We start from the raw sequence: 21,927 nt of genomic DNA, 5'->3' as shown, positions 1-21,927 counted from the left end.
GGCGCAGTATAATTCAGGATGAAAGAGGAACTTTTTCTGAAAAGACTGTCTCTTAACAACAATGCAGTAAATCTTTAGAGAAAGTTTAAGTTCTGGGCATACCGGGGGAGGGCTCGCTTGCCGATCTCGGTAAGATGAGCAACTGTATATCGAACCTACATACATACGGGCAATCACAGAAACCTCTGGGTTGCGACGATTTGACCTCCACAAAATTCATAGTTAGAATTGTCGATTTTAAAGACTAGGGTATGACTCCAACTTGTTACTTAGCAAAAAGCAAACATCGAGCGGCGAAGTCAATGGCACTGTTGGCCTATGTTGTCGTTGCTCTTTCGTCTCCAAGTTTAGCTCAAGTTTCTTCCTCCGAGACTTTACTCGTTCAAGAACGTGATGGGAATAGGTTTGCCGACAGTGCAGATGCCTATACCTTAGGCGGTGGTGATTTGATTCAGATTGATATCCTGGATGTTCCTCAATATAGCGGTCAATATCAAATTCCGATCGATGGAACGATTAATTTACCGCTTATTGGCGGTGTCAACATTGAAGGATTGAGCTTGGCGCAAGCTAGTCAAAAGATCGAAACAGAGTATTTGAGGGTTCTCAAACGCTCGGAAGTCACCGTCAGCCTTGTTGCTCCTCGCCCGCTTAATATTTGGATTTCGGGAGAAGTCAATCGACCAGGATCCTACGCTTTACGACTGACACCGGGAGCGGGCAATATTCCGGGGGTGCAGTATCCAACGGTGGTACAAGCGATTGAGACGGCAAAAGGCATTACACTGGCTGCAGATATCAGGCAAATTCAAGTCCGTCGGTATCATGCTAACCAGGAACGAGTGTTTTATGTAGATTTGTGGAAAATGTTGCAGACGGGCGATCGCGGGCAAGATTTAACTTTACGCGATGGCGATGCGATTTTTATCCCGACCGCTACAGAAATTAATCTTAACGAACTGCGTCAACTCTCGAAGACGAGTTTTGCCCGAGATATTGAAGAACCCCGGATGGTCACGGTGATTGGAGAAGTTCAACGTCCGGGTTCTTATATCGTCCTGGGTGGGGATACGGGTACGGGGATCCGTGCCGCTGGATTGCCTACGGTCATGCGGGCGCTGCAACTCGCTGGAGGGATTACTTCCCTAGCCGATATTCGGCAAATCCAGATTCGGCGACCGACCCAAAGCGGCAGCAACCAAATCATTGAGTTAGACTTTTGGCAACTCTTGCATACGGGAGATGTTGCCCAAGATACGATCGTGCAAGATGGAGATACGATCGTGATTCCGAAGGTGGATGAGATCAACCCTGCTGAAGCGGCTGAATTAGCCAATGCGACCTTTGCACCCGATAAAATTGAAGTGAATGTCGTTGGAGAAGTAATCAATCCAGGATCGGTTAGTATTGCACCCAATACCCCTTTGAATCAGGCTTTGCTGGCGGCGGGGGGATTTAAGCCCGGACGAGCCAAAAGCGATACGGTCGAGCTAATTCGCCTCAATCCTGATGGTACGGTAGCTCGACAAACAGTTCCAGTTAATTTTGAGGAAGGAATTAACGAGCAAACCAATCCGATCCTACGCGATCGCGACATTATTGTGGTCAGTGCCAATCCCATCACTCGATTTGCGGATAACGTAAATAGTGGAGCCTCTTTTGGCGTAAGTGCCCTGTCCATTCTCAGAATTTTGGACTTTTTGGGAATCATCAGTCCGTAAACCCATCGCGTTCAAGGCGGAGTTAAACAGGCAATCTTTTAGTCGTAGCGAAACAACAATCCCAGTTGATAGGTGGCGAGATGGATTCAGAATACCCGTTCCAGACATTTTCCCAAAAACAGCAACTCAATTCTCCTCAACCCCTCTTGCCGACTTATAGCGAGGGCAACGAGCCAAGTGAAGAAGAGAAGTTTGATGTCGCCTGGCTTTTTGCTGTGGTGCGCCGCCGACTTCCCATCATGATTTTAGTGGCGATCGTATTGAGTGTCTTAACCGGAGCGGCGATCGTCAAAAAATCCCGTCAGGTTATTCCCGAATATGAGGGACAGTTCAAATTATTGGTCGAGCCGATTACCGCCGAAGGCCGCTTGGCCAGACAATACATCATGGCGCAAAGTCCGGATACGGGTGGAGATTTGCAAAGAGCCAGGATCGAAGAGACGAGCTTGGTAGATTACCAAACCTTGATCCGAGTCTTACGCAGTCCCAAGTTACTCGAACCCGTCGTCGATCAGTTACAAACCCAATATCCCAAAATGCGCTACGGTACGTTGGTTAGCCGACTCCGAATGACTCGGATTACAGTGGGGAAAGGCGCCAACGAGAAAGGAACAAAAATTCTCGTCATCAGTTATCAAGATGTCGACCCCAAACGGATAGAAGTTGTTTTAGACCATCTCGTAGATGCTTACTTGGCTTATAGCGTTAAGGAACGCATGACCAGTTTGCGCCAAGGGATTCAGTTTATCGACAAAAATTTACCCGAGCTGCGCCAGAAAGTAGATACACTGCAAACTGAATTACAAAGATTGCGGCAAAACTACAACGTTATGAATCCCGAACTTGCCGATCGCGTGCTGTCGGAACACCTTTTGATTATTCAGAGACAGCGTTTGGAAGTTCAAGCGCAACTCGCTCAAACTCAAGCCCTCTCCGAGAACTTAGAGCAGTTTATGCGCGAGGGAAATACGATTGCTATTTTGTCTAGGGAAGCCAAGGCTTACGAGACCTTGATGGCTCAAATTCAGAAACTGGAAAGTGAATTGGCCGTCGAATCAGCCCTCTTTCGCGAGGATAGTTCTCCCATTCAATCTCGTAGAGAGAAATTAGACAACTTATACAGTTTAGCCAATAAAGAAGCGCTAGGGATTCTCAAGCAAGTTCGCAGCCAGAGGGAAGAGTTGAAAGCTCGCGAACAAAGTCTCGAACAGTCGGAAACAATGCTGAATCGGGAGTTACGCCAATTGCCGGAAGCGGCTCGCGTCTATATGGATTTACAACGGGAATTGGAAGTGGCAACCAATACCCTCAAAGACTTTTTGTCAAAACGGGAAGCGTTGCGGGTGGATGTAGCCCGTCAAGAGGTTCCGTGGGAACTGATCGATCCTCCTAAAGTTCCACAAGATTCTTCGGGTCGTGCGATTCCAATTACGGTTACGCAAACGGCACGTCAGCTCGCTGTTGCCGTGATTATCAGTATGTTAGTGGGCATTGGTGCAGGGTTTTTAGTAGAAGTGCTTCATACGGTCTTCCACACCCCTGAAGAAGTGAAGGCAGCGACGAAATTACCCCTGTTGGGTGTCATTCCTTTTGCTAAAGAATTCAAAAAACGAGCGAAAGCGCCCAAGAAGCTTTCTCCCATCATGGCTTTGGCTTCTCAAAATTCAAATCGAGAGGCGCTGTTATCGAGCCGTCGCACGTCCGCAACTGGATATGGAAATGCCTCTCCGATTTTGGAAGCCTTTCGATCGCTCCATACCAATATTCGCTTGCTGCGCTCCGAACGACCGATTCACTCCCTCGTCATCGGTTCTGTGAGTTCGGGAGATGGAAAGTCTACGGTCGCATTAAATCTTGCGGAAACGGCAGCCGCGATCGGACAACGGGTCTTACTGGTCGATGCAGATTTGCGTTATCCAAAAGTTCATACCAAACTCGACCTTCCCAACCTTCGGGGTCTGAGCGATACGATTATGACCGATCTCAGTCTGAATGAGGCGATCCAGCGATCGCCTACAGAAGAAAATCTCTTCGTCTTGACTGCAGGGTCTTTGCCTTCCGATCCCATTAAACTGCTTTCTTCGAGAAAAATGCAGTGTTTGATGGAACAGTTCCAAGACTTCTTCGACTTAGTCATCTACGATTCGCCGCCGTTATTCGGTCTGGCTGATGCGAGCATTCTCGCTTCGCAAACAGACGGACTCATTTTATTGGTGGGACTGGCAAAAACCGATCGCACGATGGTCAAACAAGTCTTAGATGGATTGAGTATTGCCGGATCTCCCGTTCTCGGTGTTGTTGCGAACGGGATTAAAGGATATACGCCGCGTTCTATCTCTTGAGGAAGGAGGTAGGCGATCTGGGCTCTCAACAAGACCATGAGCGATCGCCTCACTCCAGATCGATTTTTTCTCCGAAATCAGACCCCACCCTGTTTGATGAGATTTTCCCCTTGAGGATCTCGAAATCCCTGAGTGGGCTTTCGGCGTCACTACCCCAGTCGTCCGCATTATTTCCCAATCCCCTCCAAAAACAAGCCGTGCGGACTTAGCTTTCCGCACGGTCTAAATCGGTTTTGCCGATCCAATCGCGAGCTTCCCTAGGGGATCGCTGGATATTTTTTTGGCTTTTACCTTGTCCTAAAAAAGTTTCGATCCCCGAATCCAAATGGGTATCGAAGCGATTGACTAGCAAAAGGTCGATATGGAGAAACGGAACTAATCTCAGTGTGACTGCTTCTGCCTTCAATCCTCTTATGAAATCGAATTGATTTTGCGACGACGTAAGGCCATTGCTCCACCAACCACTCCTAAACCGAGTAAAGTCGCGGGTTCCGGAACAGAAGCTTGACTCGTCCGAGCAGAAACTACAAAGTCGTCATAGTCATTATCTCCAGCAATCCCGTTATCTTCGATTAACATTTTCAATCCCGCCGTGAGATCGTCGCCTTCAAACAAGAAGCGATCGCGAGCATTGACCGTCATCCCGTCATAACTCGAATCGTAATTGTTATCTGCAATGGTGACATTTTGATCCCATCGTTCGGGGTTGAGGCTGCTCGTCGAAAAAACGGTCTTTTGCAGGTCGCCTTGGCTACCATCCTCATTGACCCCATAGCTACTGAGAAAGAGACTATATTCTTTCCCCGCTTCAAAGGTGAAGCTCGCCGTCGCATTACCAGGAAGTACGGCGTTGTCAGTGCCTACAGTCCCTTCATTATCGTTGGAGACCCCACTACCCGGATCGACGTTGAGAGACTCGAACAGCAGAATTGTTTCTTGGGTTCCTGTGGCAATGTCCTCAACGCCGAACTCACCGAACCAATACCCGTTGGATTTCAGGAAGCTGAAATCGACGGTCGTATCGGTGTCGAACAAAATTCCAGTGTTGTTGAAAGATGCAGCGCGAGCGGGCATCGCACAGAGCGTACCGACTAATGTGGTAGCGACTGTAGCCGTTAAAAGATGTTTGTGTAAATTCATGGGTTACCTCGGTTATGCGGTTACTCAACTTGAGATTTGCGGATTGGAGAAGATTCGTTGCGCCCCTACTAGCTTGAAGAGGATATTCTCTGTTAACGAGACAGCTAGCACGCCGATCTGAATAGGCTTCTCCTCTATTTACTCACGCAGTTCCTTAAAACTACACGATCGAGATCACAGTTTAATGACTCTTTAAAAAACGGGAGCCTCTGTAAAGTTCTAATGATGAACTTGTTGGCAAAACAAGCAAGCCCTTACAGATTGTTCGTTGGATCTGGAGGAAGTTAATGCCCGATCGCCTTTCCCCCTCTGGATCGAATTGTTTTTGTCGAGTCGATGCACTTAACCTTTATAGTTGAATTGGGATCGATGCAGTTACAAATCAACCTGCGTCTGGTATGGAAAAACTGAGAAACTACCCTCAAAGACTCCGCAAGCTCCGATCCGGTGAATATAGATTGAGATTACTTCTATTATATCTCAAATGCTTTACCCGTAAAATCGCAGCGAGTGGCTCTGTGAAAATTTCATACAAAGACTTGACTCGAGGGACGCCCAACCACGCTCTCTCTAGGCAAGAGGGAGTTTGAATGTATTTTTTTCTCAAACTCCTCTACGATATTCCTTTTGAGATCTAGAAATACCAAACCTTCGGAAAAAGAAAATTTCACAAACTTTTTATCGCTGCAATTAACTCGTGCGATGGTCAACTGCACGCTTTTCTTTTTCCTACTCCGGAAGAATTTTGTCTCCTGCTTTTTCGCGACGGGCTGGCGCCTCCGCCATCACTTGGTCGAACTGTTCGAGAATCTCGCCGGGATAATTTTCGAGCAGCTTCGTAGACAGAGAAATCCGACCTTTGTACTCGTCAATATCGATCGCGATCGCCGAAATTCCCTGACCGATGTGGAACAGCTCGTCTAAAGCGCGAACGTACTTGTTACTGACCTGATTGATGTGCAGTAAAGCCGTCACGCCATCCAAATCCACAAACACCCCAAACGGCTTAATCCCGACTACTTCACCTTCCACGAGCTGCCCGACCTGTAACGCCTCCATGCGGCTCGCTTGTGCGACCAACCGTTGCGAGAGAACCAGTTTCTCGCGATCGCGATCGAGTTCCAAGAAACTCACACTCAACTTTTGACCGACTAACCCCTGCAAATCCCCGCGCTGAAGCAGGTGCGATCGCGGAATAAAGCCCCGCAACCCGCCAATATCCACGGTCACGCCGCCTTTATTCACCCCATTGACCCGCACCTCTACCGACTGATTGAGACGCTGCTTTTCGCTCAACTCGTCCCACACCTTCAGCAATTCCAGTTGTCGCAGGGAAACCTTCACCTGACCTTCTGCATTCGGCTGACTGACAATGGCGAACTCCCGTTCCTCTCCCTTGGGCAAAAATTCGGACAGATTCTCTACCGGAGTCAGTGCGGCTTCAGATTTGGGCAAAAACGCCGGAGACTTGCCGCCAATATCAACATATGCCCCATTTGACTCGTACTCGAACACCTTGCCCCTCACAATCTGCCCCGGTCGAAAATCGTAGCTTTCTTGTTCGAGGGCTTTGGCAAAATCATCCGCAGAAAATGACATGTTTTCCTTTTGCAACTGAATAAAAAAACCAACAATGCGTGAAGGTCGAACTCTATTTTAAACCAACGGAATCGACCCCAGAACGCGGCGGGGCGATCGCGAGATCGCGTTCGCGCAGCGTGCGCCTTGCGCTTAGCGACGCCTCCGGCGTATCGCCCCGAATCCCATCACCTTTTCCCCTCACACCCCGATAAAATCACTGGCCCCTAACTGACCCGGACTCACCCCGACCAACGTCGCCAGAATTTCCCCCGTATTGGCAATCCGCAACAAAGAATTTCCTCCCGACGCCTGGATTGCGATCGCCTCAAACGTCAACGGCGAACTCAACCCGATCCGATCTTCGCCCACCGTAAAATCGAGAATCGTATCCCCGTCGGAGACCGCCGCACCCCCGTCACCCGGCGCAAAAATAAACGTATCCGTTCCCGACCCCCCCGCAATCACGTCGGCGCCGCGACTTCCCGTAATCCGGTCCGCCCCGGAACCGCCCTCGATGCGGTTCGCCGCATTATTCCCCAAAATTTGATCGTTGACCGCCGACCCGATTAAATTCTCGATTGTCGTTCCGTAAGCGACCCGCGTCGCATAACTACTCGCCGCATAAGTCGCCCCACTCGGATCGTTAATCGCCTGATAGGTCGCCGCATTGAGCGCCGTTTGATTCGTACTCTGACCCCCCTCATTCAGATCGAAGAAATAACTGTCACTCGGGGGCAATTCCGAAAAATCAAACGTATCGACGCCACCCGCATCCCAAATCGTCTGCTTGACCCCAATAAAACTCGCCCCGTCAAAACGATAAAAATCGTCGCCCAAATTGGCATCGTTAAACCCGTAAAGGAACTGCAACGCCCTTACGTCATAAGTCATCGGCGTACTCGCCCCGACCCCGGCAATATTAAAACTCATCGCCGTATTCGTGCTGTTGTCCTCATTAAAAGGCAACCCCGACCCTCCCGCCGGGAATGTCGGGCGTTCGGCGAACGCAAACCCGGTGTAGTCGTTCGGTTGGCGCAACCCGAGGGCGTGACCGATTTCGTGCACCAGACGCTGGTAGCCGAAATTGCCTGCCCCTTGGGAAAACGAGCGATTCGGATCGGTTTCAAAATTGCGACTCAGGACGATATCGCCCCCGGTTCCCAATCCCGGCGCGTAGCTGTAAGCGTAATTGGGATTATCTGCAAATAAAATGCGAATTTGTCCCGTATTCGGAGGGCGATCGGCGACTTCAATTAAATCGAACGGCAGCACCTGATTATATTCATTCATAATCTGCCGCACGTTATTTTTAATCGCTTCGTTGACCTCGCCTACCCCACTTTCAGTCCCTTCGTACTGAACTGCACTCGCTTGAGTCACGAAACTATAGGTTAAGATCCCACCGATCGGCGTCGGCCATTTCTGATAGTCCCCATTTAATAAATTCTCAGTCGAATTGGGGGGCGTTTCGTCGTCAGCTTGTTGCGCTTCTGCCTCCGTTTGCGTAGTTTGAGGAATAATCAAAGAATTAATCGCTCTCGGGTCGAAAAATAACGACGATCGCCGCTCCTGTTCTAACCCGACGAGGATAAAATTATCGATTAGATCCTCATTGTCCAACCCTCGCTCGCGCAAGTCCGGGTTACTAGCTACATAAAATTGGGGATCGAAGAACAAAGACGGGCGTCTGCCTTCGGGCAACCCATTAATTTCGTAATGAAATAACGCCCCTTTCGGCGTCGCCAATCCCGCAGCTTCGAGGTCGGGATTGGTACGGATGTAGAAAATTGGGTCGAAAATCAGCGAAGCCCGTCTCGGTTCGTTAATGCCGCGCGTGACGAAATGTTGTAGGGCTTGCTCGGTATTGGTGCCGAACGCTTCGGCGAGGTCGGGATTGTTATTGAGATAAAAGAGGGGATCGAAGAAGGGAGAATAATCGATTTCTTCGGTAATATCTTCCGGATTGAATCCGGTTTCTTCTTCTAAATCGGTGGTAACGCCTAATTCGCTTTCGAGGAATAATTTATATAAGTTTTCGTTGAGCGACGGCGATCGCGTCACGATCGTTTGAGGGTCGGCAAACAATTCTAAGGCCGGATTTTCCGGGATCGGTTCCGGGGTGAGCTGTTCGATAATATCGGCGCCGTTTTCGGTGAGTAACAGATTTTGACGGTAGAAGTCGATATCGAAAACCGGGGAAAATTTACGACCTTCGCCCAAACCGATATTAATGAAGTGATCGAAGAGGGCGCGATCGCTCAATCCGGCTAAATCCGGGTTGTTGGTGCGATAAAATTGGGCGTCGTAAACGGGAATAAACGAGCGTCCTTCGGCGATCGCCCGTTCGCGGAAATGAACCTCTAACTGTTCTGGAGTGAGCCCGAGTAAATCGGGATTAGCCAATCGATAAAAATCCGCATCAAAAAAATCCGTTTCCGGGGGAGGACCAATTTGATTGACGTCGTCGCTGAGAACGCCTTCAGGCATGATTGCATCTCCTAAATCAATTACGCTGTAAACGGGGTTGACCGGGGTCAACCCCACTCAAGGATCCCCGATCGCGATCGGGGATCCTTGAGGGATTGGGATCGTACTGAAGTCGCTCGATCCCGGTCAATTTTCCCTGCACGGACCGTCACCGAGATCGGTTAGGGAGTTTGCAGTCGGTCTCGAAAGAGCTCGAAAATTCCAGTCCAGGCATCGGCGGCGGCTTCCTGATTGTAGCTAGGGCGAGCGTCGCAGAGAAAACCGTGGGTTGCTCCCTCGTAACGGAAGATGCGATGACGAATTCCGTGCTTTTGGAGTTCCGTTTCCAGGCGATCGACTTGCTCGTTCGGAATGAGCGGATCTTCGGTGCCGAAAAAGAGGTCGATCGCCCCGGAAATTTGCGGGGTACGGGTCACTGTCGGTTCGCCGCCACCGGGACAGGTGGTGACGATTCCGGCGCCGTAACAGGAGGCGGTCGCTTGAATTTCCGGGAGGGTGGCGGCGAGGTAGGCGACGTGACCGCCAAAGCAGAAGCCGATACAGCCGAATGCCTCGGTACGGGCGGAGGGGAGGGTTTTGAGATAGGCGATCGCCGCCCGGGTGTCGCTGAGGAGTTCGTCGGCGGTGGTTTGCTCTTTGTATTTCCGACCGAGGGCGAGATCGGCGTCGCTGTAGCCGACTTCAAAATCCGGGGCGGTACGTTGATAAATCGCCGGGGCGATCGCGATATAGCCCTGTTTGGCGATCCGTTCGGTCACTTCGCGAATGTGGGCGTTGACGCCGAAAACTTCTTGAAAGACGATGACGCAGGGAAACGGCCCGGTTCCCACTGGTTGGGCGAGATAAGCGGCGATTTGCAAGTCGCCGTTGGGGATTTTCACCGGAGCAGTTTCGATAGCTAAATCTGGCATGGTTCCGATTTCGATTCCGTCGTACTTTCGTTTTTACTGTAGGCTATGCTTACCCGGAAAGTTAACCTGGGGAGGTGGTTCGCCGTGGGTTAACGCAGGGGCGCAAAGAATAAATCCAGATAAGTCGTGACGATCGCCTCTCCCCAAATCGCCGCAATCACCGCACCGAGGGCGAGAAATGGACCGAAGGGCATCGGTTTGTGACGCGATAACGCGCCCAGGGCGATCGCCGCCCCCCCACCGAAGGCGCCGATCGCGCAGGCGAGGAAACAAGCGACCAGTAAGGATTTCCAACCCAACCACGCCCCCATCATCGCCGCCAGTTTCGCATCTCCGGCGCCCATTGCCGTTTTGCCGAAGGCGATCGAACCGACGAAGGCGATCGCCTCTAACAGCCACATCCCCAAGACGGCGCCGAAAATACCAAAACTCAAGCGTTGCGCGATCGCCTCCCCTCCGGAACCCGCGATCGTCCCTAGGATTCCCTGAAATGCCAATCCTAAGATCAATCCCGATTGTGTCAGGGGATTGGGTAAGGTCATCGTGTCAAAATCGATTAACGATAACGCCAACAACCAACTAAAAAAGACCCAATAGCCGACCATTTGCACCGGATTCGCACTCGCCACCACCACGACCCCGACAAATAACAAGCCCGTCGCCGCTTCCACTAAGGGATAGCGTTTGGCGATCGCCGTCCCACAGTACGCACAACGTCCCTTCAACCTCAACCAACCGAAAACAGGGATATTATCCACAGGCGCCAGGCGGTGCAGGCAGTGCGGACAGCGCGACGGGGGCCACAGCAGGGACAATTCGGCGGGTAATCGATAGACGACGACATTAATAAAACTGCCAATTGAAGCTCCTAATGCAAATGCGAGCAAGAAAACCGGAGTCAGCAGCAGCAAATCCATGGCGATCGAGGACGGGGGACGCCCAATACCATAGCAAAAACTTACCCCCTTTCCGATCGCGACTTCCACAGCAATCGTCCCTGGTTTGACGCCGGGGGCGAGCTGAAACAAAACCGATGAATGGCTAGTGAATTTTCGATCGATTTTTGATAAATTCTCGTTTGCCGAATCGGCGATCGTGGTTTTTAAAATCAGGAGGTACGAGATCGATCCTAAATCCCTGGGTTCACCAAAAAATATTGAAATTTTAAATATTAATACTGCCTTGAAAAAGACGATATAAAAATCTTACGATACCGAACTTTGACTTTCCGCACAATGACAGCGTTTTAAATAAATCCGGGCGACATTATCTTGATGATTGACATTTAAGCAGTTTTGAAATAAGTGCGCGGCTTCGAGATAAGACCCCAAATTATATAACAATAAAGCTTGTTCAAAAATGGTTTTAGTTTCCAGTTTTCCTTGTTTTATATCCGGAGCATCGGCATCAAACACCTCGTAGACGGTGACTAATTGAGATTTACCTTTGACCCGGACGCGATCGATCAAACGGACGTGGTATTCCGAGGGATTGTCGAGGGCGACAAACGTTTGATTGGAAATGAGCAAAGCGACGCCGTAATCTTTGGTGAGACTTTCGATGCGGGCGGCTAAATTAACCGCATCTCCGATGACTGTTCCGTCCATGCGGTTGGAACCGCCGACGGTGCCGAGCATCAGGGATCCGGTGTTGATACCGATGCCAATTTGGATTTTGGGGCGTCCCGGTCGGCCTCGGGTTAAGTTATATTCTTGAAGGCGTTGAAGCATGGAAATCGCGGCTCTCACCGACTCGTCCGCACTGCCGCTAAATAGGGCCATAATCGCATCGCCGATATATTTATCGATAAAGCCGTTATTTTCGGCGATCGCGGGTTCCATGCGCGAGAGAAAGGCATTAATAAATTTAAAATTATCCTCGGGATTCATACTTTCCGAGAGTGTGGTAAAATTACGAATGTCAGTAAATAAAATCGACATTTCCTTTTGAACCGCTTCCCCTAATTTGACATCGGTAATGCTTTCGTAACCGAGGAAATACAGAAACTGGTGGGGGACGAAGCGACCGTAAGCGTCGGTTAATTCGAGTTCGGCATCTAAGGCTTTTTCTAAGTTTTGGTTGAGGTCGAAGAGTTCTTTAGTGAACTGTTCGCGTTCGGCTTCGGCCTGTCGCCGTTCGGTGATATCTTGAAAGGTGACTAAGGCGTAGGCGACTTGATTATCTTCGTCAAAAATCGGCATTCCCATCGCCGAAATCGGCGTGACGCGATCGTCGGTACGAATTTCGATATCCTCGGCAGCAATGGACTCGCCGTAGAGCGCTCGCACAATCGGTAATTCGTTCCAGGGATACAATGTGTCAGTTCCGGCACGATAGTAATTATAAAACTCGGAGAGTTGTTCGATCGTGACATGGGCGATCGCCCCTTTGCCGAGGAGAGCTTGGGCAGTTTGATTGGCATAATAGGGCTTGCCGTCGCGATCGAGGACGGCGACGGCAATCGGCATAGCTTCGAGAAATTTGGCGAGTCGGCGATCGCTCTGACGCTGCAGGGTACGGCTGTGATAGCCCGCGATCGCGATCGCCGACCCACTCAAGGCGAGGACGGGAGGAACGGTAGGAATCCACCAGGAATGGAGAAAGGCAAAATAACTGCTACCGACGGCGATCGCGCAACCGACGAGGATCCCCCCGCCGAGGACGACGCCGCGAAAAAATAAATTATTTTTAAAACAATTGCTTTGTAAAAACCCCCAACCGCCACTCGCCCCGACAAAAGACCACGCCAAGGTCCACAACCATTCTGCCGGGTCGTTCCATACTTGCAAAAACGGGCGTCCGTCTAAAGCCCCGGCAAGAATTTGACTGGCTAAATTGGCGTGAATCACCACCCCGGGCATCCGCTTGGGAACCCCCCACAAACTGTTCGTGTAGGGGGTAAAAAAGAGGTCGTTTAAACTTTGTCCGGTGGCGCCGATCAAGACGAGGCGATCGCGCAGGATCTCCGGGTCGGCGCGTTTTTCGAGAATGTCGGTCATCGAAACCGTGGTGAAGTTGGTTTGCGGACCGCGATAGTTGAGTAAAATCTGATAGCCTCCGGCATCGGCGCGCACGTAACTGCCGTCATTTTCTGCAAAGGGGACGAACAGCGCTTTTCCCAATTTCAAATGCATCTTTTCGGGATCGGCCAACTCCAGAGCGATCCCTTCCGCTTCTAAATACATCAAACTCACCCGCGTCGCCAAACCCAATTTCGTTTCGCCGTCGTCCGGCTTGACCGAAAGCAGACCCCGCCGGACTTTGCCATCGGCATCTAAGACCAGATCGGCGAGTCCCACTTGGCCTTGTTCGGCTAAAATAGCGGGCGGTCCGACACGATCGCCCGCGACTTTCTCGACCCCAATTAAATTAGGCATCGCTTCGAGTACCTCCACGAGGCGATCGTGTCCGGGAGGGACGGGCAAATCGCGGTACAAGTCCATCCCGATCGCCCGAGGTCGATAACTGTTTAAATTTTCGAGCAACTGCGCCAAGACCGCATCCGGAATCGGCCACTGTCCGGCATAAGTGATATCGGCTTCGTCGATCGTGACGACGACAATGCGAGGGTCGGGGGCTTCGAGGGGACGCCAGCGAAAAAAACTGTCGAGAGCCATCCATTCGAGAAGTTGGAACAATCCGGCAGTGTGAACGCCAATCACTAAGGCGGCAACACTGGGGGCGCTAATTAAAATACCGCGCCATTGCCAACTTCGCGGTTTGAGCTTCGGCCACATTGACAGGCATCCCGAAAGGACAGGAGAAACTGGGTTGATACAAAAATTGTAACGAACCGACCGAACGGATACGACTCAACCCAGTTTCTGATTACCCTTTTCACCAAAGGTATTGCCTATCCAGGATTTAGTTGTTGGAGACGCAAAAAGCTTCGATCGCCTGGAAACGAGATCGTTTCCTCAAAGTTGCCGATGAGGACGGGCGATCGAAGTTGAAATCGAAAACATAAGCGACGCCGATCTAATTTAAAATCGGCTTGGCGGCGATCGCTTGTAAACCGACAGAAGAAAGGAATTCTTGCCAGATATTATTGGGATTTTCGAGTTCGGAAGTCGAGGCGATCGCGCTCGATTCTCCATTCTTTTCGAGGGTGGCTAAGCTCGAAAGCGCTTCAAACCAAATCCCATTTTCACCATATAAAGCCGCTCTTTCAGCCAGGGGCGCGTCTTCAATTTGGCGGGCTAGAGTTGCATCGAGTTCGACCCGGCGCACCGTGCCTTGAACCCCCGGGCTGTCCGGTCGCAAACCGCGATCGCCAATCAAAATTACGGTCCATTGATAAGTCTTATCGACGGCTAAAGCTGGAGCATTTTCGGGGAGAGTAATTCCGATAATTCCTTCTTGACGGTCGAGGGGAAGCTTCGCTTGGTAGTGATGATTGCGATTTTCGTCAACTAAGCTAAAAAATACCTCTTTCGCATCAGTTTCGGGGACGTAGAGGTAGAACGTCGGACGTTCGGAAACCGTCAAACCGTAGTTATTTTCCGGCATCAATGGAGTGACGCAGCCCGTGGCGCTGACATCTTCGCGGGCACATCCAGCGTCGCGGGAGGCCCCTCCGGCGGTATCTGTCGGCATCCCTTGTTTGGGCGGCTCGAAGGTGATCCCCGCTCTCATAGCCGCTTCCAGACTCGCCCTCGGATCGACCGGATCGGATCCGGCGATCGCGCGCGGGGTCAGAAGCGGTAACCCCAGCGCTTGTACGGCGAGGGTCACGCCAGAGATTGTCAGAAATATCGATCTTGTTTGACGGTTCATTCTTTTTTCCCTTTTCAACACTAAAGTTTCGTAAATGCCCTGGATTGGTGTTTATTTCTTATTGTAATTCTTCTGCTCTGAAGTTAAATAAAATTTGGATTAACTTTCGATCGAGCAATGTAAAAATTACAACCAATTCCCCACGAGAACAAATGGTGCCCAATAAAAAGGATGCCGATATTTTTCCTCTTGTAATAGAGAAAGTTGGGCTTGTCGTAACGCCTCCGCTTTGCCAATAGGGACGCCGCGATCGCCGAGACGGTCGTAGAACTTAGCCATCAATTCTGCCGTCGATTCATCTTTAACCGACCACAAAGTCGCCAAGGTACTGCTCGCGCCCGATCGCACCGCCACCCCCGCCAGACCGAGGGCGGCGCGTTTGTCCCCGGCGGCGGTTTGACAGGCGCTGAGGATTAACAGTTCCACGGGGTTGAGCACTTCACTACGATTCGACTGCAATAACGCTTCAAATTCGCGGACTTGAATTTTGCCATCCCAGGTCAAAATAAAGGTTTCCTCGGGATTGGAACTAAATTGTCCGTGGGTGGCTAAATGAACGATTGGAAAGGTAGAAGATTGGATGCGATCTTGCAAATTTTTAGCGGTAAAGTCGCGATCGAGATAAATTTTAGTCGGCAGTTCCGAGGCGATTTCTTCAACTTCTCGTTTGACCGCAGGCAGGGCCGCAAATCCTTGACGGGCTTCGGTCAGTCCCCCGGTTAAGGCTTTGAGATCCACCGCCGAAATTGCGCGCGGGGCGAACAGTTGAAACCCGGGAGTGACGGCGATCGCGTATGTTTCAATTAAATACTGCTCGCCGTCGTAAAGTACCGACATCGGTAAATTCCGAAAGGCGCCGTCGAGGACGAAGACCAGGGTTTTGATGTTGGCGCCGTCGAGTCGATCGCGGGCCGGACGAATCAACCAGTCGTAGACTTGTTGGGAGAGGCGCAGGCGATCGCGATCGTCGAAAAAGGGATTGAGGGTTTCGAGTAATTCGTCGAGGGTAGTTTCGACCTGTTCCCCGGTCAAGGGGGTGGCGTAGTGGGCGAGGGGTTCGCCGGGAATCGAGAGAATGACTTCGAGGCGATCGCGTAAGATAATCGGATAAATGGCCGCAGCCGTCGGGTCGATGCGATCGATCTCCACCGATTCCGTATCCAGACAAGCCTCGCGGAAGAAGTTGTCGAGTTCTGCCAGTTGCAAGGCTTCGATCGTGTCGCGGGCTTGTTTGAGGTCGTCTTGAGATGGATTCGACGCCAGCAGCAGACCGACGAGTTCGCGATAGACGGGTTCGACGCTTTCTTGAAACGAAAACTGGACGTCCGGATCGATCCCCACCAAGTCGGCGCGCAGGGATTGCAGGGTTGCCACGGCTTCCCGGTAGGCGGCGATCCCCGAGGGGAGGTCGTTGTCGGTTTTGAAAATTTCCCCGAGTTGGGTTTGCCACCGGGCCGAGAGATCGGCGGCGTTGACTTGGGCGGCGAGGGCCAGGGCTCGTGTAGTCAAGTCCCGGGCGCGATCGACTTGTCCCCCTTGGAAATAGAGTTTACCGAGTTGTCCGAGGGCGAAGGATTCCGCGCGCACGTCGCCGAGATCGCGAGCCTCGCGGACTCCTTGGGCGAGCAAACGGGCGAGGGGTTCGTAATCGGCGCGATCGAGCAGGGGTTGGGCTGAGGGCGAGTTTTGTTGGCCTTTTAAGAGGGTTTCCGACAGGTTGACCTTGGCGTAAACCGAGGGACGACTCGGGGGCAAAGCGGCGAGGCGATCGCCCAATGGCGGCCACAGATCGCGGGCTTGTACCCAGTCGGCGGTGTCTACGGCTAAGGCGAGTAAGTTAAGTTGGGCCGAGGCGATCGCGATCGGATCCGTCGCCACCCTCGCCGCTTCTCGATAGAGGGAGGCGGCGGCGTCCGGACGGTCGAGGGCGCGCTCGCTATGGGCGAGACTGGTGAGAATGTCGCTCAGGCGGGACGAGTCCCCCAGGCGGCGGGCGACGGCGAGGCTTTCTTGCAAGACTTCGCGCGATCGCGCGTCTTCGTTAACTGCTTGTAAAACGAGTCCCAAACTGTGCAATCCGGCGACTTTCACCGCCGAATCCGGGCGATTTTGTAACTGCTTGGCCGTGGTTTCGAGTAAGTCGCGCGATCGGCGGTACATGCCCAAGGTTTGCAGGGCTTGAGCGCGATCGATGCGACTGCCGAGTTCGCCGATCTCGTCGCTGACCGCCGCATACGCCGCTTCGGCCCGTTCCCAACTGTCTAGGGCGTTTTCCGGCTGGCCCAGGGCCAATTGCAGACTGCCTCGGGCGTTGAAGGCGCGGGCGAGTAAGGCGTCGCGAGACCCGTCGAGGTCGCCGTCGAGTAAGTCGAAGGCGCGGGCGATCGCGGTTTCGGCGTCAGACCAGCGACCTAAATCTTGATAGACTTGGCCGAGATAAATCCAGCTTAAGGTTTCCCCGGGGGTCTGGGACCGACGGGCGAATTCCCTCGCGGCGGCTTCCCACGCCGTCGCCGCTTCGAGAAACTGTCCCCCTTCGTAAGCCCGTTGACCGAGATCGAGCAGGGATTGGGCCTCGTCACGGGCTTGGGCGATCGCGAAGCGGCTCCTTTGGATCATCGCCGCCGGAACCGTCGCAAGCGGTCGAGCTCGACTGGGGAGGGCGATCGTCACGATCGCAAAGCTCAAAAGCGCCAAACACAAAGCCTGATAGAGTCTCGTGCGCCGCGTGCGCCATCTTTCCATCGGTTTATCTATCCTTACAGTGGGTGACGACTGATAGAGGAGCACAAGGAACGCCCCGACCGGAATCGATCGCTCACTCGATTTGACCTCCGGGGTTGACGTACCAATGGCTGGCTTCCACTGGGTTCATCCCCATTGGCGACGCCGATCCTCAGTCCGATTCCGGGCGCGATCGTTCCGGAATCACCGGGCGAAAATCCCGCCGCACTACTGGATCGTTCCATCGTTGAGTTGGGTTTTCCGGCAAGCCGCCCGGTCTGGTGACGGTGAAGATATTGCCTTCATCCGCCGCACGCTCGGTGGCAATGCGATCGCACGGGCGTCGTTCACAACAATTATTTATGCAATTGTTTTTCGTTGCTAGTGTAGATGCTAAGCTGTCAAACATTTAAACTGCATCAGCCAAACCAGTGATGTTCCTAAAATCACCATTCAATCATCCGTTTTTTGGTGGTTCGGGTATCCTGCCTGCCCGGCAACTATGCATTTTCAAAGAGAGACCGCTTACTCGATTGCAACACAGGGGGCGATATGACGCTGCGATCGCCTCAATGGCCTTTCAAAACTTCCTTAAAAAAAAGGGATGAGGCTCGCCCTTCTGTATTCCCCCCACGGATTATCGTCATTTTATTAGAATGACGAATACCAGACGGGCAAGCCCCAAATTACCACTAGAATTGACTGCTCTTTATTGGGTAACCCCTACACCAGTTAAGTTACATCAGAAATGATGGGTCTGACCGCCTTGTCTTTGTTATCTTTTCGATCTAATTTAGTTTGATTTTGTTACTTTTTTTGAGAGTCGTCATCCGCCAAATCGCCTAACCTTGATTTTGCGACTTTTACGAACTCCATTTGCAAGGCTCTATTCACCTTCTGTACTCTTTGAGCATATTTTAATTTTTTTGTCAACAGATGGGCGTAACAAATTGAGCGAGGCGATCGCGATCGCGGGCAAATCGCTTGTTACTTTTTGAGTGAAGATTCCCGGAACGGCGCGCCGACTAGGGCGATCGCCGCACCGGACAAGCCGAGACAGGGGAAGAATCCGACGAACCCTCCCCGGCAGCTTTTAAGATAATTTCGCCGCGCGAGCCCACAGCCCATTCCGTCGCCTCGATCGCGAAGCGGCTCCTTTGGAGCATCGCTCGCCGATTGAGGGTTTCCGGGGTGGACGGGTTCCCAATCTCTCCACCCTCTTCGCTGAGGACAGTGGCGGGGGTTCTCAAATCCCGCCAAGCCTGGTGACGTTGGAATAGTTGGGTCGGATTTTCCGGCAAGCCGCCGCGTCCGGTCACCACAAACACGTTGCCACTATCGGCGGCGCAACCCGTGGCAATTTGGTTGCTCGCATCCCGCACTTCCGAAGGTAACTCTACCAATCCCGCACTCGGATCCGCCTCGGGAGTTTCGATCTCGACCACGCCGCTAAACTCCGGGCCGAGTTCCGACGTAGCCGTAATATCGCTTTCGGGGGTTTGCACCGCACGAAATGCGGTTCCAAAAATGCCTGTGGCGTCGATGTTGACCCGTCCCCCCCGACCTTCGCGGGCATTGGCGGTAATGTCGCTATTTTCGATCGCGGCGAGGGTTTCCGTGGCGATCGTGATGTTGCCGCCGTCGGCACTTCCGGCATTGGTCGTAATCTGGCTACCGCCGCGCAAAATCAGTTCCGGCGCCTCCAGCCGAATATTTCCCCCGGTTCCGGCGACCGTCGCCGCGTTGAGACTGCCGCCCCGGTCTAGGCGCACCGTTTGGGCGGTAATTTCTAGAGTTCCCGCCCCTCCAGACCCTAAACTGCGTACATCCAACGCTGCCCCCTCACTGACGCGCAATTCCGACGTAAAAATACGCAAGTCCCCTCCGTTCCCCGTTGCCTCCAACTGGGGGATGTCCGCCCGTCCCGAAGACGTGGTTAATGACGTCGGCAATCCCGTAATCGCGGACGTTCCTCGGACTTCTAGAGACTCAGACGCATGAATCGTCAGGGTTCCGCCATCCCCAGATCCCAACGTCGCACTCGACACGATCGCCCCGCCATCGACCACCATGCGTTTCGTGGTCATCATCAAATTTCCCGCAGGTAAATCCCCAAACGATGTGGTTCCCGGACCACTCGTATCAACGCCGTCGGCAGAAATACCGGAAATTTCAATCGACTCACTGGTGTTGACGATGATATCTCCTCCTCGTCCCCCGCTAGTAATCACGTCGCTTCCAACTAATCCCCCGGTATTACTGACAATCAAGCCACCTTCGCGCAGGGTCAGCCGTCGGGCAGAAACGCGGATCTCCCCTGCGTCACCCGTTCCCAAAATCGAGTTATTTAAAATCCCCGTCGGCAATAAATTCCCCGGAATGCTACGCACAATTTCTACCGTATCCGAGGCATTGACCACCACATCGCCACCGGATCCGGATCCCAATAAAGTAGCACTAGAGACGACCGATCCATCCTCGATCGCGATCCGCGTAGCGTCTAGAAAAATATTGCCAGCCGCCCCACTATTGCCGATCGTGGTGGTCAGCAAGCCGGATGCGTTGGCGGAGATCGCCCCGTCGGCTCTGATTTCAATGTCTCCCCCGGCGGCGCTGGTAAACGTCGGACTGAAAATTGAAACGCCATTGAATAACTGCACCGATCCGCCACTATCGATGATAATTTTTCCCGCTTGTCCGCCGCCGTCTGTGGCAGTGAATAAGCCGCCAATCAGCGCGTCTGGCGGCAATTGCGCGGAGAGGGCCGCGCCGATTAACGTTTCAAACGATGCAAATCCCGTCCCGATCGCCGTAAAATCTTCCCGGGTATTGATGCTGATATTGCCGCCGTTGCCATTACCCAAGGCTCGATTCGAAATTGCCGCCGTTCCTTGTAGAAAAACGTTTCCGGCGTTAATCCCGATCTCTCCGGCGGCTCCATCTGCGGTGCTATCCCCAACTAAGAGCGTAAAGTTATCCGGATCGGCTCCACTCATCTGCACCGTTCCAGGCGCCTCGATCGTCAGGTCGCCCCCGCGTCCGGCGCCCTCAGTTCCCGTCGCGACGATCGCCCCGTCCCCGAGGGTTAAGTTCGCGGCACTCAAGCGCAGATCGCCGCCGTTCCCACCGCCTTGGGTGCGCGTCGATAGGGTCGATCTACCCGCGATCGCGATGCTGTCCTTGCCCCGTAGGGTCATCGGTTCGCCGTCGCGATCGCCTGCTGTAATGGCCAACAGTTGGGAACCCCCCGTAATTGCAATTTGACCGCCGACGAGTTGCATCGCTCCCCCGCCGCGTCCGCTCGTATTGAGATCGGCCCGATCGCCGATCGAGATCGAGCGCCACTGCTCGACTCCCTCATAACCGAAGCTCCATCCCGCATCGGCGATCGCCAGCTCCACAAAACTACTGTCGCCGACGCTACCGAGTTCGATCCGTCCTTCCGGCGCGCCGAGCCTTCCCCCTTCTATGCTCACATCGCCGCCAATCATCCCCAAAGTGCGACCGAAAGGCACTTGTAACCCTGCCGGATCGCCACTGTCATCCGCCGCGATCGAGCGATGGACGATGGCCCCGGGATTGCTGCCGAACTGCAAGCCGATGGGAACGGCAATCGACAGTAAGGCACGATCCGAGTTCTGCTTCACCCCGAACTGACTGCCGTCCCCAAAGGCGATCGTCTCTGCCGAACTCGCCACGAACGACCCCCCCACGTTCAAGCGCGCATTCGGCCCGAAGACGATTCCGGATGGATTGAGTAAAAATAAATTTGCCCCTCCATTGGTTTGTAACAAGCCGTCGATTTCGGACACCTTGCCCCCGGTTACCCGCGAAAAAATATTTTGTATATCTAAACTATTGTTAAAAATCGCCGCTTCTTGTGACGTGAGAGAAAACTCTTCAAAACTGTGGAATAAATTAGTCCCCGATCGAGTTCCGCCGTCGATCGCCATTTGATTTCCCTGGGGAGTAACGATCGTGTTTTGAGGCAAACTTCCATCGGGAATCACTTGAGCGATCGCCCCCGGGGGAAAGGCACATAGGGATAACCACAGCCCAAATACCAGTTTTGGATAGCGGAGTTGGGCGTAGGACGGATAAGACACGGTTCACTCTCCGATTGAGAAATAAGATATCAACCTGAAAGATTGGTGTTTGCCGTACTCTCGATCGTTTCGATCTGAAACTAGCTCAATTTCGGCTTGAAACTGGCGATCGATCGGTTCGGCAACCTTCCAACTTCAT

General features: G+C 52.5%; 12 protein-coding genes. 2 read left to right on the top strand and 10 right to left on the bottom strand.

The genetic code is table 11. The annotated features are described in order from the left end of the window. Window positions 1–302 precede the first annotated feature (302 nt). On the top strand, window positions 303–1,721 hold the full coding sequence (locus JJD41_RS09800) for an SLBB domain-containing protein (RefSeq protein WP_200665753.1): 1,419 nt from the start codon (window positions 303–305) through the stop codon (window positions 1,719–1,721). Between the two features lie 80 nt (window positions 1,722–1,801). Continuing rightward, window positions 1,802–4,063, top strand: coding sequence for a GumC family protein (locus tag JJD41_RS09795; protein WP_200665752.1), 2,262 nt, complete (start codon window positions 1,802–1,804; stop codon window positions 4,061–4,063). 411 nt (window positions 4,064–4,474) lie between these two features. Here JJD41_RS09795 and JJD41_RS09790 read toward each other — a convergent pair whose 3' ends face one another. The 10 genes from JJD41_RS09790 to JJD41_RS09745 all read right to left on the bottom strand — a co-directional run bounded on the left by JJD41_RS09790 (window position 4,475) and on the right by JJD41_RS09745 (window position 21,788). Beyond that, entirely contained in the window at window positions 4,475–5,203 is a 729-nt protein-coding gene (locus JJD41_RS09790; RefSeq protein ID WP_200667197.1) for a PEP-CTERM sorting domain-containing protein, read from the bottom strand. Between the two features lie 729 nt (window positions 5,204–5,932). Next, entirely contained in the window at window positions 5,933–6,802 is an 870-nt protein-coding gene (locus JJD41_RS09785; RefSeq protein ID WP_200665751.1) for a S1 RNA-binding domain-containing protein, read from the bottom strand. 180 nt (window positions 6,803–6,982) lie between these two features. Next, window positions 6,983–9,271 (bottom strand): M10 family metallopeptidase C-terminal domain-containing protein, encoded by a 2,289-nt coding sequence (locus tag JJD41_RS09780; RefSeq protein ID WP_200665750.1) that lies wholly within the window; start codon window positions 9,269–9,271, stop codon window positions 6,983–6,985. 161 nt (window positions 9,272–9,432) lie between these two features. Continuing rightward, window positions 9,433–10,182, bottom strand: a complete 750-nt coding sequence (locus tag JJD41_RS09775) for a dienelactone hydrolase family protein (RefSeq protein ID WP_200665749.1) — start codon at window positions 10,180–10,182, stop codon at window positions 9,433–9,435. A gap of 89 nt (window positions 10,183–10,271) precedes the next feature. Further along, window positions 10,272–11,099 (bottom strand): prepilin peptidase, encoded by an 828-nt coding sequence (locus tag JJD41_RS09770; protein WP_168571882.1) that lies wholly within the window; start codon window positions 11,097–11,099, stop codon window positions 10,272–10,274. Between the two features lie 288 nt (window positions 11,100–11,387). Beyond that, window positions 11,388–13,919 (bottom strand): CHASE2 domain-containing protein, encoded by a 2,532-nt coding sequence (locus JJD41_RS09765; protein ID WP_200665748.1) that lies wholly within the window; start codon window positions 13,917–13,919, stop codon window positions 11,388–11,390. A gap of 241 nt (window positions 13,920–14,160) precedes the next feature. Beyond that, entirely contained in the window at window positions 14,161–14,916 is a 756-nt protein-coding gene (locus JJD41_RS09760; RefSeq protein ID WP_370583777.1) for a DUF928 domain-containing protein, read from the bottom strand. Between the two features lie 168 nt (window positions 14,917–15,084). Beyond that, on the bottom strand, window positions 15,085–17,703 hold the full coding sequence (locus JJD41_RS09755; protein WP_200665746.1) for a CHAT domain-containing protein: 2,619 nt from the start codon (window positions 17,701–17,703) through the stop codon (window positions 15,085–15,087). Between the two features lie 151 nt (window positions 17,704–17,854). Continuing rightward, window positions 17,855–18,091 (bottom strand): hypothetical protein, encoded by a 237-nt coding sequence (locus JJD41_RS09750; protein ID WP_200665745.1) that lies wholly within the window; start codon window positions 18,089–18,091, stop codon window positions 17,855–17,857. 616 nt (window positions 18,092–18,707) lie between these two features. After that, window positions 18,708–21,788 carry a two-partner secretion domain-containing protein gene (locus JJD41_RS09745; protein WP_200665744.1) on the bottom strand — a complete coding sequence of 1,027 codons (3,081 nt, stop codon included), beginning with the start codon at window positions 21,786–21,788 and terminating at the stop codon, window positions 18,708–18,710. Window positions 21,789–21,927: the final 139 nt, after the last annotated feature.

This window comes from Oxynema mangrovii CENA135, from assembly GCF_016632315.1.
In the GTDB taxonomy this organism is placed as follows: domain Bacteria; phylum Cyanobacteriota; class Cyanobacteriia; order Cyanobacteriales; family Laspinemataceae; genus Oxynema; species Oxynema aestuarii.
Note: the sequence above shows the minus strand (reverse complement) of the source record. Positions and strands in the feature narration are given on the sequence as shown.

Bases quoted from the DNA above. Each gene is read 5' to 3' on its own strand.
- JJD41_RS09790 (WP_200667197.1), bottom strand. From the start codon at position 5,203: ATGAATTTACACAAACATCTTTTAACGGCTACAGTCGCTACCACATTA.
- JJD41_RS09750 (WP_200665745.1), bottom strand. From the start codon at position 18,091: ATGTTTGACAGCTTAGCATCTACACTAGCAACGAAAAACAATTGCATA.
- JJD41_RS09800 (WP_200665753.1), top strand. From the start codon at position 303: ATGGCACTGTTGGCCTATGTTGTCGTTGCTCTTTCGTCTCCAAGTTTA.
- JJD41_RS09755 (WP_200665746.1), bottom strand. From the start codon at position 17,703: ATGGAAAGATGGCGCACGCGGCGCACGAGACTCTATCAGGCTTTGTGT.
- JJD41_RS09765 (WP_200665748.1), bottom strand. From the start codon at position 13,919: ATGTGGCCGAAGCTCAAACCGCGAAGTTGGCAATGGCGCGGTATTTTA.
- JJD41_RS09795 (WP_200665752.1), top strand. From the start codon at position 1,802: ATGGATTCAGAATACCCGTTCCAGACATTTTCCCAAAAACAGCAACTC.
- JJD41_RS09775 (WP_200665749.1), bottom strand. From the start codon at position 10,182: ATGCCAGATTTAGCTATCGAAACTGCTCCGGTGAAAATCCCCAACGGC.
- JJD41_RS09780 (WP_200665750.1), bottom strand. From the start codon at position 9,271: ATGCCTGAAGGCGTTCTCAGCGACGACGTCAATCAAATTGGTCCTCCC.
- JJD41_RS09785 (WP_200665751.1), bottom strand. From the start codon at position 6,802: ATGTCATTTTCTGCGGATGATTTTGCCAAAGCCCTCGAACAAGAAAGC.
- JJD41_RS09770 (WP_168571882.1), bottom strand. From the start codon at position 11,099: ATGGATTTGCTGCTGCTGACTCCGGTTTTCTTGCTCGCATTTGCATTA.